Origin of the sequence: Klebsiella africana, from assembly GCF_020526085.1 — a bacterium.
Classification (GTDB): domain Bacteria; phylum Pseudomonadota; class Gammaproteobacteria; order Enterobacterales; family Enterobacteriaceae; genus Klebsiella; species Klebsiella africana.
This window is the reverse complement of the sequence record NZ_CP084874.1, coordinates 1,280,316-1,294,539: the sequence shown is the minus strand read 5'-3', so window position 1 is coordinate 1,294,539 and position 14,224 is coordinate 1,280,316. Positions and strand designations below refer to the sequence as shown.

Genomic DNA, 14,224 nt, shown 5'->3' with positions numbered 1-14,224 from the left:
AAAAGGAAGCCGCGGCTTCCTTTTTTTATGTCATGACAGCATCCTCAGGATCTGGCGAATCACCGCATTACCGCCAATACAGAGCACCGTCAGGCCGCTAAACAAGGCCAGCGGCCCGCGCCAGCGCAGACAGCCCTGCGGTCCCAGCCAGCGCCGGAAACACAACGCTATACCTACTGTCGCCAGGCGGGCTAACAGCACGCCGACCATCGCCGGAACCAGCAGCAGCCATCCCCACAGCGGCAACTCGAACTGCTGCGCACTGAGTAAAATCCATATCAACTGAAACGGCAGATAAAAGCTCAGGGCAAAGATCAGCGGAATGCGAATATTGCCTGCCGGCGCGGCAACGCCTTTAGCGCCGCGCCAGCTGTCGCGCAGCAGGATCCCTGCCAGCACCAGCGTGGCCAGATAGCAAACGTCGTTACAGATGCCCGCTATCTGCATTAGCCTGTCACTGCTCAGCTTACCCATAAACGCGAAACGCCAGAAAATGATCACCAGGAAACCGAACTGCAATACCCAGCTGCGCAGGATCCAGTCGATCATCTCCCGCGGCGAGGGCTGGTTATGCACAGCCCAGGCAACAATAGGCAGTTTACTGTGACCAGGATGGCAAAAGGCCAGCACGAAGCCCGACAGCGTTAAGGTGGCGTAGGCCACCAGCGGAATATCCGCGACACTCGCCGCCCCGAATCGCATAACATATGGCATGGCGTGGTAGACACGCACCAGATCTGCCGGCCACCAGCTGGCCAGCGCCGGAAACCAGAAGACGATCGCCAGCCCCACCAGCAGTCCGGCGGCAGCGGCGCAGCCATAATAGAACCGTCCGCTCTGCGCGGGAGAAACGATATTTGCGGCCATAGCGACTCCTTGTCATCCGCCGAAAAGCGGAAAACTAGAGCATCGCTTCGCCAGCGGCAAGCCCTGGCGTCTACTTTCAGATTTGCGCCCGGCGCCGGGCTAAAACGGACGGATCCCACCGCCGGCCGGGACGGCGCTGAGCCACATCACCCCTGCCGCCACCAGCAAAATGACGCCGCCGGCCAGCGCCAGCGTCGTCCAACCAACCTGCTTCCATAACGCTGGCGCCTGATGGCCACTGAGGCGGATCGCCAGCTGGCGGAATCCATGCACGAGCAGCGCCAGCGCGGTGATGGTCAACGAGGTTCCCGCCGCCATCGCCAGCGCCGCCGCCATCCCCCAGCCAAAAACGCCGATCACCTTGCTGAACAGCAGGACCATGATCGCTCCCGAGCAGGGGCGCATGCCCATCGACAGGACGATTGCGGCGCGTGCCCGCCAGTCGTCGCCGGCCTGTAGCTGCTCCGGCGCCGGGAGATGCTGATGCCCGCAGCCGCAGTGCTCGTTATGAACATGGTGCGGGGTAAAAGCGGTAAATGTGGGGCGCAGCAGCAGCAGACGTAGCTTTCTCAACGCCCGCCAGCACAGCAGCAGCCCTAACGCGCCCACCAGCAGATAACTCCCCTTCTCCAGCCAGAAACTGCTGAGATGCAGCTGGCGCGCCGGTAGCTGCAGCAGCGCCAGCACCACGACCACCAGCGCGATGGCCACCAGTCCCTGCAGTAAAGAGGCGGCCAGCGTCAGGCCGATGCTTGATTTCAGCTTCGCGGGATGGGTGGCAAGCCAGGTCGTAATGACAATTTTACCGTGGCCAGGCCCTAAGGCATGCAGTACCCCGTAAACGAAGCTAAACCCCAGCAGCGACAGCCCCGCTGCCGCCGGGTTCTCCGCCACCGCCTGCAGCAGGCGGCTGAGTTCCAGGTTGAGCGAACGTTGCCAGACCGCACTCTGCATCAGCACCTGCGGCCACGCCCGCCACAGCCAAACGCCGCCGATGATGCTCACCGCCAGCAACAGCGCCAGCGGCCACAGCGCTTTCCAGCGCGAAGCTCGCGCGCGCGGAGTAAAAATTACTGACATGTCAGGGTCACCTTCTGGGCAAAATAGCTGCCCAGCGCCATATCCTCCGGCGGCGCATCCGCTTTATCCAGCGACTGGGCGTACGAGAGCATTTTATCGTTCGGTTTTGGCGTCATCACCGTTGCCTTGCAGGCAGCCTGCAGCGCGGCGGGCAGGGAAAAATCGCTATCCTTGTCATAAAACATATCGACGTAGTAGGTCGGGTCGAAGGTGGAAAAGGTAAACGTCTGCCCGGCAACAGGTTGCGGCGTCGCCAGCGGCAGGGTAAAAGTCAGTACCGCCTGCAGCCCTTCACGCTCAAGGCCATAGCCATCGGGACGATTGTCAAATTTCACCCGCTGGCCGTTGTGCCACAACTCACTGAAATAGTGCTGACCAAGCACGTTGGCCATCACCTCCGCCGCCAGCTTTTTCCACACGTCGCTGCCCGGTTTGGCGTTTCCGGCATCATAGAGCAGATCCGATGAGGTAATTTCATCCATCGTCCAACGCATTTTAAAGGCGCTCAGCAGACCGTCTTTGACCACTGGCTCACTCTGCAAACTAATGAAGCTATGCGGATGCGCGGCGGCTGAAAATGATAAAAACATGAAAAACGCCGCGCTGGTGCATTGTTTCACTCTGTTCATCTGTTCCTCACGTGAAAAATTCTGTGACCTTCGCCAGCAATCCTGAGCTAAAGCATACGCGTTTTTCTGCCCACGCCGCCGTCATTGTCTATCCTTAGCGGAAACCCTAACTGGAACTTACCAGATGATGACCGTCATTGAACCACCATCTGCGCTTTCCAGTCCACAGCGCCGTAGCCAGGTGCTCCTGATGTTTTATCTGCCCGGACAGTCGGTGACGACTGAACGGCTTGGCAGGATCAACCTCGTTGATGAGACCACGGCCCGGCAGGATATTGAGGAGACCGGACGCGAAATTCAGCGTTACCACCGTTTGACCCTCCGGTCAGAGGTGGACGGCAGCTATCGGATTGAAGGCGCCGCGCTCGACCAACGTTTATGTCTGCTGCATGCGCTGCGGCGGGGGCTGCGCCTCTGCCCGCAGTTCGTTAATCATCATTTTACCCCGGCCCTGAAAACGCAGCTTAAACAGGAAGGCATTGCCCGCACCTTATACGATGATACCAATCTGCAGGCGCTGGTGAATCGCTGCGCGCGGACGCTCAATCGCCAGTTTGACTGCCGCGACGTTCAGTTTCTGCGCTTGTACCTGCAGTACTGTCTGCTCGAACATCACCGAGGATACTCTCCGGACTTCAATGATGAACAGCAGCGCTGGGCCCAGACCGCCGCCGAGTTTACCCTGGCGCAGGAGATTGTCCGCCACTGGCAGCGTCGGGTCGGCGCTCCGCCCCATGTCGGAGAACCCTTCTTCCTTTCGCTGCTGTTTATGTTGCTCAAAACCCCCGATCCGGTCCGCGATGGTCACCCGCACGATCGCCGCCTGCGGCTGGCTATCTCCGGCCTGATCCACCGCTTCCAGATCCTCGCCGGCAGAGCGTTCAGTGATGAGCAGGGGCTCAGCGATCAACTCTATATTCATTTGTCGCAGGCGTTGCTCCGCAGCGTGTTTGCCATCGGCATCGACAGCACGCTCACGGAGGAAGTGAGCCGGCTCTATCCTCGTTTACTGCGTACCACCCAGGCAGCATTGAGTGAATTCGAGGAGGCCTGGCACATCCGTTTTAATGAGGAAGAGACCGGTTTAATCGCGGTGATCTTTGGCGCCTGGCTGATGCAGAAAAGCGACCTGCACGAGAAACAGGTGCTGTTGCTAACCGATGACAACCCAGCTATTGAAGAGGCCCTGGAACAGCAGCTGCGCGAACTAACGCTGCTGCCGTTGAATATCAAATACCAGAGCGTAGAGCGCTTTCAGAAGGAAGGTGCGCCCAAAGGGGTGACGCTTATCGTCACCCCCTATACGACGGCGCTGCCGCTCTTTTCGCCGCCGCTGATCCACGCGGAGAACTGCTTTACTGAACGCCAGCAGCAGCATATCTGCGCGATGCTTGAGGGCTAGGCTGCCACCGCTTTTGGCCGGATAATCAGCGCCGGGATCGTCAGCAGGGCCATCACCCAGAATACGCCCTGGTGCAGGTGTTGATAGAGGAACCCGGCGAAGACGGTCATGATGGCAATACTGCCGCCCATCGCCACCGCGGAGTAGACAGCCTGCAGGCGGATCACCTCGCTCCCCTGACGGGCGGCGATATAGCGCATCGCCGCCAGATGACACACCGTGAAAGTGCCGCAGTGGAGGATCTGCGCGAAGATGAGCCCCGGCAGCGCCGTGGTCCAGCCCATCAGCGTCCAGCGGACCAGCCCGCAGACGGCGGAGAGCAGCAGCAGGTCGCGCGCGCTGAAGCGGCGAAATACCTTTTTACTCAACGCGAAGATCACCACTTCCGCCACCACGCCTAGCGACCACAGATAGCCCACCGCCGAGGCCGAATAGCCAGCCTGCTGCCAGTAGATGGCGCTAAAGCCATAGTAGGCGGCGTGCGCTCCCTGCAGCAGACAAACGCAGGCCAGAAAGCGCCAGCTCTGGCGCACCAGCGTCAGCCAGGCCGCCATTCCGGCCCCCTGCTGCTGGCGCGACTCCCCCTGGGGCATCACCGACGGCTTAAGTAGCATGCCGAGCAGCATCGAGGCAACGCCCAGGCTTAGCATCAACAGGATCGCCCGGTAATCGAACAGGCTCACCAGCTTGCCGGTCAGCGCCGAACCAATCACAAAGGCAATAGAGCCCCAGAGCCGCACCCGGCCATAGTCCATGGTGATCTGCTTTTGCCAGGTATTAGCTAGCGCATCCGTCAGCGGCACCAGCGGCGAAAAGAACAGGTTGAAGCCGATGATGATCGCCAGCAGCCATGCTACGTGGCTGCCGGCCCAGAAGGCCAGCGCGAAGAGCAAGGTTAACAGCGCCAGCACGCGCAGCGCGGCGATCAGCCGGGAGGGATCGCTGACCCGCGGGGCAATCAGCAGGCTTCCGAGAAAACGGGCCACCAGACCGGCGCCAAGCAAAATGCCGATGGTTTCCGGGGTCAACCCGTTTCCGGCCAGCCAGACGCTCCAGAAGGGCAGAAAAATACCGTAGCTAAAAAAGTAGGTGAAATAACTGAGCGCCAGCCAGCGCGTGGAGTGCAAGACCATGATTTCCTCCCGAATGGTGGCGACAGTCTGGCGATAAACCCCGGCGGGCGCAAGATGCTCTTGTCTGCTGGTAGCTCGTTATTTATGCCCCCTCGATGATGATTTTCAGCGAAAAATTGAGCTTCTCTCCCGCACCTAAAACTCGCAGCCCCGGCTGCCCGTCCATGTTGTGGGCGTTTACCGGATGGCTTTGCGGCTCGAGGCAAAGGAATGATTCACCTTGCATTCTGAACAGCATCAACCACGGAGTTTGCGATAGAATTGTGATATTCATCACGTCATTGCTTACCCTCGCCCGCCCGCCCCAGCCGGAATAACCCACGTTCAGCCAACGATCTTCACCGAACTGAGCCACGCTGAAATTGGCATAGTCGGGCAAGTTTCCTTGCCAGTTGAGAGGTAAGTGATTCTCCCCTTCCGGCCAGTAACCGCTGACCTGGAACTGGACCTTGCTGCGTTCATCGAAAGGGAAAAAGGGATGAAAGCCGCAGCCGTAAAGCGCAGGGACCTCCCCATAGTGGGTAAGCGTTAGCTCCGCTATCAGCTGGTTACGCAGCAACTGGTAGCGGAGCTGCGCCAGATAATCGAAACCGCAGGCATGCTGCCGACGCAGCTGTAATACACAATACTCGGCGCCGTACTCAATAATATCCCAGCGCTGTAACCAGCCGTCACCGTGAAGAAAGAAATACTCGTCGGCATGGTGGCGAGGCAGGACAATCTCCTGCCCATGAAAAATAAAACGGTTGCCGGCGACGCGATTGGCCAATGGCAGCATCGGAAACATGCCGCCGGCGGGATTTTCATATAGCACCGGCGCTTGATATTGCCGCGAGAATAAACTTTGCACTTTGCCGCCCAGAGAAGAGACGCACATCCGCAGATGCGCGTTCTCCAGAATCCACTCTTCCGCCATTAGCGCATCTGCTCCTGCTTCGCCGCATTAACGCCCGTATGACGCTGCGCCAGCTGCTCTTCCAGCGCTTCGAGGGTGATACCTTTCGTTTCCGGGACGTTGCGCAGGATGTAGAGGTAGCCGGCAGCGCAAATGACACCATACAGCAGGAAGCTTCCTGCCGCGCCCAGACCGGCATTAAGCAGCGGGAAAGTATAGGTTAACAGGAAACAGGCGATCCACAGCGCCAGGGTGCCTAAAGACATCGCGAGTCCACGTACGCGGTTGGGAAAAATCTCCGCCAGCAGCACCCAGGTCACCGGCGCCAGGGTCAACGCATAAATAGCAATCGCCGCCAGCACCAGCAACAGTACCGGCCACCCCATAATGCCCATGGCGTAAGCGCCGGCGATCAGCACATAGATCAGCGTCAATCCCGAAGCGCCAAGCAGCATTAATTTACGGCGACCGATTTTATCCACCAGCGGCAGCGCCGCAATGGTAAAGACCAGATTAACGACGCCCGTCGCGACGATCGATTTCAAAGTGCTGTTAATATCGAACCCCGCCGAGGCAAAAATCTCCTGCGCGTAGTTAAAGATGACGTTAATCCCACACCACTGCTGGAATATGGCGAGCACCATGCCAATGATCACAATCGGTTTCACCTGGGGAGCCAACAGCGCGCCGTAGGAGACTTTATTGTTATCCTTTTCCATGGTATGCGCGATTTCACGCAGGATCCTGTCAGCATAGTCGGCAGAACCAATGCGTTCCAGCGCAGCCCGGGCGCGCTCCGGTTTACCGGCCTTCATGAGCCAGCGCGGCGACTCGGGGACAAAAAACATCAGGACCAGAAACGCCAGCGCCGGCACCAGTTCCGCACCGAACATCCAGCGCCAGCCCATCTGCCCATTCCAGCTGTCCACAATCATCTGCTGCGTCGCTCCCGGCTCCACCGGTTCAGCAATCATCAGATTGATTAACTGAGCGGCCAGTACGCCAATCACGATGGTGAGCTGATTGACCGCGACAAAACGCCCTCTTTTCTCTGCCGGACTGACTTCGGCAATGTAAAGCGGGCTGAGAGCGGAAGCCAGACCAATCCCTACGCCGCCCACAATGCGGTAAACCACAAACATATCGAAATGACTGGCGACCGCCGTCCCCCAGGCCGACGCGCTGAACAGCACGGCGGAAAGAATTAATGGCAACTTGCGCCCCAGTTTGTCTGCGCACCATCCCGAAATTAATGCGCCGAAAATACAGCCCAACAGCGCTGAGCTCATCGCCCAGCCGGACTGCGCCGGGTCCGTAATTGAAAACCAGGCTTCATAAAATGGCTTAGCGCCGCCAATCACCACCCAGTCATAGCCAAACAGTAAACCACCGCAGGCGGCGACCAGACAAATCGTCCAGACGTAGCCCATTTTCAGATGTGTCTGCGCGTTGTTCATAATGATTCCTCTATAAGGGAAACGCAGGGAACAGTAGGGTTCAGGCGGGCCAAGCCCGCCCATTGAGGTTCAGGAAAAAATACCGCTTTGCAGGGCATGGTGAATCAGATGCGCCTTATCATGAGCCGGATTTATTTGCAGAAGCTGCTGCATCCTCTGCTGGCAGGCGGATACGTTGCCCAGCCCCAGATGGCCCAGCGCTTCAATAAACAAGCAGTGCTGCAGATGTCTCTGCTGCGCTGATACATCGAGAACCACCAGGTCCGGAAGAGAGACGGCAAAAAAATCGACTTGCGGAACGTCATCCTGATGCTGCGCGGCCCAGTCGATAAAATGGCGGAAGTGCTGCTCGGCCTGCGCTGGGTTACCGCTCTTACGCAGCGCAATGCCCTGCCAGAAAAGGTAATCGGCGGGTTGATCGTTGTAGTACCGCCCGGCGTCCAGCGTTGAGCCCCCTTGCCGGGCAAGCTGGTAATATTCCGCCGCCTGCTGCGCATCCCCAGCCTGTTCTGCGCAGTAGCCCAGCAAATACCAGATATCGTTGTCCGTTTGCCCAGGCAGTCGCCCCTCCCCCAGATTGTCGGGATAGCGTAATGCGGCTTTCAGACAGTCCGTGGCCTGTTTAAACGCCCCACGCTCGATGAACTGTAATGCCCGATGGAGCTGATTGAGCAAATACTGGCCGGTGATTTTCCCTTCTCCTCCTTCCCAGGGATGGAATACGCGCGTATCCAGAATCGCGGCGGCATCGGCATAATGACCGGACGCGTTCCACAGGCTTAGCAGCTCAGCGGTCAGGTCGTCCCGCTTCAGCACCACGGCTTTACGTTCCACCAGCGTCGTCAGTCGCTCATGTACCGGCCTGGCCAGTAATTTTTGCAAAAAATCGAGTTCAAACAGGAAGCGCGCATTTTCCGGCTCCAGCGCTACGGCGCGCTGCAGATAAGCCAGCGCCTGCGTTGCATCCTGCTGTTTATTCCACGAGTAAACGCCCAGCAGACGATGAGCGGGCGCATAATCGGGAGATTTTTCGAGCGTCTCGCGCCAGCAGCTCACCGCCTCGTCATAGCGACGTTTGCTGTACCAGAAGCAACCGAGTAGATAGCGGGCAAAAGCGCTGTCGCCCAGCGACTGCAGCATCTGAACTTCATCGAGCGAGTTAGGGAAACGAACATTGTGCGCATGGCAGTGCTCGGCGGCGGCAATAAACTGTTGGCGTTCATTGGCATCATCACTTAGCGACGCACGCCAGAGCATCGGCAGCGCTTCCTGACTGTCCAGAACCGCAAGAACCTCTTTCACCGCCGACGTCTGTCCGAAAGAGAGCAACCACCCCGCCAGCAGGCTGGCGTTGACCCCTCTGCGCCCCGTGATGCGCAGCAGGGCTTCTCGCGCGTCGTCGCTCCGCTCAATCATCCAGCGCGCGCAGTGCAGCGGATAGCTCAATGGGTATTGTTCAAGAGAGGCGAAAATAAACTCCAGCGCTGCTTTCTTCTGCCCACTGTTGGCTAATGCCAGCGCTTTCAACCCCATCGCCAGAGGATTGCTGGCGTTGAACCGCAGACTGGTGTTTACTTTATCCAGCGCATCGGCAACATCACCGCGCTTCATCGCCAGCCGCGCCAGCGACCACCAGGCGGCGTCACGGCAGTTACCGCTCCAGGAGGCTTTGTAATAGTGATCCCAGGCGCCTGCATCATCCCCCATCCTTTCCAGCACGCTGGCAAGCAGCATACTGGCTTCGCCATCTCGCGGGTTCTTATTTAAACGATGCGCGCGCTGTAGCGCAGCACGGGCACACTGTTCCGCCAGCGCCCAGTCGGCACTGTTGAACGCCAGGGTACCGAGGGCAACATTATTGCGATAATCCTGCGGATCGAGCTCAACCGCCCGACGATAGTAATCCCCGGCGTAGCGGCTTGCGTGGTTGTATTGTTCAAGGTGCTGGCCGATAAAATAGAGCTCGTCGCCATTGTGGATCGCTTCCGGTAACGCGGGCGCTATCGCTGGTTCGGGCAGCGGCGTCTGTTGGGTAATATGTTCCTGATAATCCAGCAGCGGCTGGTTCTCGGCGGTTTTCACTTTGAGGGTTAAGCGCCCGACGCCATTTTCCGGCAGCGTCTGCTGCCAGCTCTCACCGGGCTTCAGCGTCAGCTGAGTTTCGTACAATGGCTGATGGTCAGCGCTGAGTTCAACCACGATATGATTTAGCGGAGCAATGGCATATACGCCAAGCAGCAGTTGCCCAGACTCGCGAACCAGCTTCAGTGCCAGCTGTGTATTGGCATTTTGCACCATCCCTAACTCGCTGTAGGGAAGGAAATTTTGTACAAACACCTTCTCTTCATAAGGCGCAAGCCACGTAAAGTCAGGCTGGTTATCGGTGAAGACGCCGGTCATCAGCTCAATATAAGGGCCATTTTCATCGGTCAGATTTCGATCCCAGGCCTGGCCAAAATCCCCGTAACCCCAGCTCCACTGTTTCTTACCAGGAGAGACATGGTGATCGGCAACATGCAGTAACCCGCCTCGCTCGTCATGATGATAAGCGCCGACAAAATCGTAATCCGACTTCTCCGCCATATACGAAGTGGGTACCGGGACGTTTTTATAACGGGAGATATCAACCCCCGCAGAATAGTCCACTTTGTAGTAGGTACCGGTGGCAATCGGGAAAGCGGAAACATCACGCTTACCATGGTCGAATACAGCGGTGACATCGGGTGGGAATACACTCTGGTGGGCATCGCCGCCTTTGACTGCAGGGTTGGCCCACCACAGGAAATGGCGCGGCGTGGCGTTACCATTGAAGATCTTGCCAGTGATTTCAATCAGCGCGCGGTCAGGATAGAGCGTAAACCCGGCCATAACCTGCAAACCGCGCATGGGCTCCGCTTCCCCCATCCATACGGTCTGCGCGCCGTTTTCTCCCTGCTGAATAGAAAAATCGACCGGCTTAAAGGTCGTCGGCCGGTGATGTTGCGGCCAGTTAAATTCGATTCCGCCGGAGATCCAGGGCCCGAGCAGCCCCACCAGGGCTGGCTTAACCACCTCATTGTAATAGACGAAATCACGTTGTTTGACCTTGTCATATGCCCGGTGAATACGGCCGCCAAGCTCCGGTAGCAGCATGACCCGAAGGAAATCATTCTCCATCCACACTGCCTGATAATCGCGCATTTCGCGTTCGCCGGTCAGGGTATCAATTACGCCGTAGGGATAGACGCTGCCGGAAGATCCTTGATAAACACGTTTTTCCAGAAACATAGGGTTCGGATCTTCCGCTCCCGTCGTCCACGTTGGTAATGAAATGATTTCCTGCCAGACCTTAACCGAACCGTACATGATGCCTCCACTAAACAAAACGAAGTAAAAGTTGCAATAACAGGAGTCTATATCGCCAATTCGCTGTTAAAATGCGCAATGCTCACGCAATATAGTTAAGGGAGTTAAGTGTATGCAGCGTACTGGCTTTAATAACGCCCGGGTCCGGCAGGCCAATAAGTCGATTTTTCTTTCCCATCTGTGGCGGGAAAAGCAGCTCAGTAAATCACAGCTCTCTCAACTCACCGGTCTCTCCATTCCGGCGGTGAGCAATATTCTGGCCGAGCTGCTTAGCGAGGGATTGATCGGTCACTCAACGGAACACATGAGCAAACGGGGCGTGAACAGCGGCAGCTACCAGATCCCCGAGCACGGCGCCTGGACACTGTGCATGAATATCACCCCGACCAGCATTGAATATCAGCTTGCCGACGCCCGCCTGCTGGCAGTGGATGGCCATCAGCATTTGCCGGTCAACGCGCCCACTCCTCAGGCCCTGCTTGAGGCCATCGTTGAATGCTGGCGGCATATCCACCGCCGCTACCCGCAGCACAGCATCAATCTCGCCCTTGGCGTGCATGGACAGGTTGATCCGATTACCGGCGTTTCACAAACCATGCCCCAGGCACGCTGGAAAACACCGATCGAAATAAAGTATCTGCTTGAGGAGCGGCTTGGCGTGCAGGTTCGGGTGGATAACGACTGCGTGATGCTGGCGCTGGCGGAGAAGTGGCAGCATCAGGGTACACAGCAGGATTTTTGCGTGATCAACGTCGACTACGGTATCGGCTCGTCATTTGTGATTAACGATCATATTTATCGCGGCAGTCTGTACGGCAGCGGGCAGATAGGGCATACGATTGTCAATCCTGACGGCAAAGCCTGCGACTGCGGAAGATACGGTTGCCTCGAAACCGTCGCCTCTCTCAGCGCGCTGAAAAAACAGGCCCGAATGTGGCTCAAAACGCAGCCTGAAGCAACGCTCTCCCCCGAGCAGTTAACCACGGCGTCGCTCATTGAGGCCTGGAAAGAGGGAGATGTGCAAATTCGCGCATGGGTTGATAACGCTGCCAACGCGATTGGCTTAAGCCTCTATAATTTCCTGAATATATTAAATATTAATCAAATCTGGCTTTACGGGCGCAGCTGCGCCTTCGGTGAGCAGTGGCTGGAAAGTATCGTCAAACAAACGGGTTTTAACCCCTTTGACCACCGGGATACGCCGCGAGCGCACGCCACCCAAATTGGCTTTGGCCAGCTGACACGCGCCCAGCAGCTGATGGGGATAGGTTATCTGTACGTTGAGGAGCAATTGCAGACGCTGGTTTAGTCATAAACGAACGTGGCGAAGCGCAAATTTGTGTATTACGTTTAAATCACACGTCTCTCATAACGAGCTGATTATGAACTCACTCCGCTATTTTGATTTTGGCGCTTCCCGCTCTCTGTTGCTGCTTATCGCCCGCATCGCCGTGGTGATTCTGTTTATTCTTTTTGGTTACCCCAAACTGCTGGGCTTTAGCGGTACGGTGCAGTACATGGCCGCCTCCGGCGCACCGATGCCGACCCTGGCGGCGATTATCGCCGTTATTATGGAAGTGCCTGCCGCGATTATGATTGTACTGGGCTTTTTCACCCGCCCGCTGGCGGTCATCTTTATCTTCTACACCCTGGGCACGGCGGTGATTGGCCATCACTACTGGGATATGACCGGCGATGCGGTATTGCCGAACATGATTAACTTCTGGAAAAACGTCAGCATCGCTGGCGCCTTCCTGCTGCTGGCGATCGCCGGCCCCGGGGCGATCTCCCTCGACCGTCGCTAATCTCCAGACGCAAAAAAGGCCGCATACGCGGCCTTTTTGATGTCAACGCTAACGCTTACGCATAGACCGGGAAGCGGGCGCAGATATCCAGCACTTTACCTTTCACACGCTCAATGACCGCGTCGTCATTGATATTGTCCAGCACGTCACACATCCAGCCAGCCAGCTCTTTGACTTCCGCTTCTTTAAAGCCGCGGCGAGTCACAGCCGGAGAACCGATACGGATACCGGAGGTCACGAACGGGCTCTTCGGATCGTTCGGCACGCTGTTTTTGTTGACGGTGATGTTGGCGCGGCCCAGAGCGGCGTCAGCTTCTTTACCGGTCAGGTTTTTATCCACCAGATCCAGCAGGAACAGGTGGTTCTCAGTACCACCAGACACCACTTTGTAGCCGCGGTTCAGGAACACTTCCACCATCGCTTTGGCGTTTTTCGCAACCTGCTGCTGGTAAACTTTAAACTCTGGCTCCATCGCTTCTTTCAGCGCCACCGCTTTCGCCGCGATAACGTGCATCAGCGGGCCGCCCTGCGCGCTTGGGAATACCGCAGAGTTCAGTTTCTTATACAGCTCTTCGCTACCGCCTTTCGCCAGGATCAGGCCGCCGCGCGGACCCGCCAGGGTTTTGTGGGTGGTGGTGGTCACAACGTGAGCATGCGGAACCGGATTCGGGTACACGCCAGCGGCAATCAGGCCTGCCACGTGGGCCATATCGACGAACAGGTAAGCGCCGATGCTGTCAGCGATTTCACGCATTTTCGCCCAGTCAACGATACCGGAGTAAGCGGAGAAACCACCGATGATCATCTTCGGTTTGTGTTCCTGAGCCTGCTTCGCCATGTCGTCGTAGTCAATTTTACCGGACTCATCGATACCGTAAGGGATGATGTTGTACAGTTTGCCGGAGAAGTTAACCGGGGAGCCGTGAGTCAGGTGGCCGCCCTGCGCCAGGTTCATCCCCAGCACGGTGTCGCCCGGCTGCAGCAGCGCGGTGTAGACGGCAAAGTTAGCCTGAGAGCCGGAGTGCGGCTGGACGTTAGCATAGTCAGCGCCGAACAGTTCTTTCGCGCGGTCGATTGCCAGCTGTTCAACTACGTCGACGTATTCACAGCCGCCGTAGTAACGCTTGCCCGGATACCCTTCAGCATATTTGTTGGTCAGCTGAGAGCCCTGCGCCTGCATAACGCGCGGACTGGTGTAGTTTTCGGAGGCGATCAGTTCGATGTGCTCTTCCTGACGTACTTTTTCCTGCTCCATAGCCTGCCACAGTTCGGCATCATAATCGGCAATGTTCATTTCACGCTTTAACATCCGCATCTCCTGACTCAGCTAACAATAAAATTTCGGCCTAAAAAGGCGGTCCGATTGGACAACGGCCCACAGTATAACCGAATCATTCTGTGATAACAGGTCTTGACAAAGGATTTTACGCAAACGATTGGCTCCGCATGATACAAGGCTTTGAGCAATAAAGCCTCTCTCAGTATCAACGGATTTCTTTTCAGGTTTGTGATGCAAATTCTTCATGTTGTAACTAGATCGGGGGAATGTGTTAAAGAACCATTTACAACGCAGGGTTATTTCTTTAAGATGCATTTAAAATGCATCATTAA

The 14,224-nt window shown here is 57.0% G+C and carries 11 protein-coding genes; 3 read left to right on the top strand and 8 right to left on the bottom strand.

Translation table 11 applies throughout. From position 1 onward, the window contains the following. Positions 1-30 precede the first annotated feature (30 nt). From LGL98_RS06325 to LGL98_RS06315, 3 genes are all read right to left on the bottom strand, one after another. Positions 31-867: a hypothetical protein gene (locus LGL98_RS06325; RefSeq protein ID WP_136030033.1), complete on the bottom strand. Its 837-nt coding sequence runs from the start codon at positions 865-867 to the stop codon at positions 31-33. 99 nt (positions 868-966) lie between these two features. Beyond that, positions 967-1,947, bottom strand: a complete 981-nt coding sequence (locus LGL98_RS06320) for a nickel/cobalt transporter (protein WP_136030035.1) — start codon at positions 1,945-1,947, stop codon at positions 967-969. Next, positions 1,938-2,576 carry a DUF1007 family protein gene (locus LGL98_RS06315; RefSeq protein WP_136030037.1) on the bottom strand — a complete coding sequence of 213 codons (639 nt, stop codon included), beginning with the start codon at positions 2,574-2,576 and terminating at the stop codon, positions 1,938-1,940. The genes LGL98_RS06320 and LGL98_RS06315 overlap by 10 nt, the downstream gene beginning before the upstream one ends. A 124-nt stretch (positions 2,577-2,700) precedes the next feature. Between LGL98_RS06315 and csiE the strand changes: the two genes are divergently transcribed. Then, positions 2,701-3,978, top strand: a complete 1,278-nt coding sequence (gene csiE / locus LGL98_RS06310) for a stationary phase inducible protein CsiE (RefSeq protein WP_136030039.1) — start codon at positions 2,701-2,703, stop codon at positions 3,976-3,978. On the opposite strand, the gene LGL98_RS06305 is transcribed toward csiE, so the two are convergent. From LGL98_RS06305 to LGL98_RS06290, 4 genes are all read right to left on the bottom strand, one after another. After that, on the bottom strand, positions 3,975-5,111 hold the full coding sequence (locus LGL98_RS06305; protein WP_136030041.1) for a 3-phenylpropionate MFS transporter: 1,137 nt from the start codon (positions 5,109-5,111) through the stop codon (positions 3,975-3,977). The two genes, csiE and LGL98_RS06305, sit on opposite strands and share 4 nt — an antisense overlap. Before the next feature lie 82 nt (positions 5,112-5,193). After that, positions 5,194-6,027, bottom strand: coding sequence for an aldose 1-epimerase (locus LGL98_RS06300; RefSeq protein ID WP_004899867.1), 834 nt, complete (start codon positions 6,025-6,027; stop codon positions 5,194-5,196). Further along, on the bottom strand, positions 6,027-7,463 hold the full coding sequence (locus LGL98_RS06295; protein WP_136030045.1) for a sugar porter family MFS transporter: 1,437 nt from the start codon (positions 7,461-7,463) through the stop codon (positions 6,027-6,029). The genes LGL98_RS06300 and LGL98_RS06295 overlap by 1 nt, the downstream gene beginning before the upstream one ends. Before the next feature lie 69 nt (positions 7,464-7,532). Next, the gene (locus tag LGL98_RS06290; RefSeq protein WP_136030047.1) at positions 7,533-10,808 is read right to left on the bottom strand and encodes a DUF5107 domain-containing protein; all 3,276 of its coding nucleotides are present in this window, start codon (positions 10,806-10,808) and stop codon (positions 7,533-7,535) included. A gap of 112 nt (positions 10,809-10,920) precedes the next feature. Between LGL98_RS06290 and LGL98_RS06285 the strand changes: the two genes are divergently transcribed. Further along, positions 10,921-12,117 carry an ROK family transcriptional regulator gene (locus LGL98_RS06285; protein WP_136030049.1) on the top strand — a complete coding sequence of 399 codons (1,197 nt, stop codon included), beginning with the start codon at positions 10,921-10,923 and terminating at the stop codon, positions 12,115-12,117. A gap of 73 nt (positions 12,118-12,190) precedes the next feature. Continuing rightward, entirely contained in the window at positions 12,191-12,613 is a 423-nt protein-coding gene (locus LGL98_RS06280; protein ID WP_136030051.1) for a DoxX family protein, read from the top strand. A 55-nt stretch (positions 12,614-12,668) separates the two neighbouring features. On the opposite strand, the gene glyA is transcribed toward LGL98_RS06280, so the two are convergent. Beyond that, positions 12,669-13,922: a serine hydroxymethyltransferase gene (gene glyA / locus LGL98_RS06275; RefSeq protein WP_002914027.1), complete on the bottom strand. Its 1,254-nt coding sequence runs from the start codon at positions 13,920-13,922 to the stop codon at positions 12,669-12,671. Between the last annotated feature and the right edge of the window lie 302 nt (positions 13,923-14,224).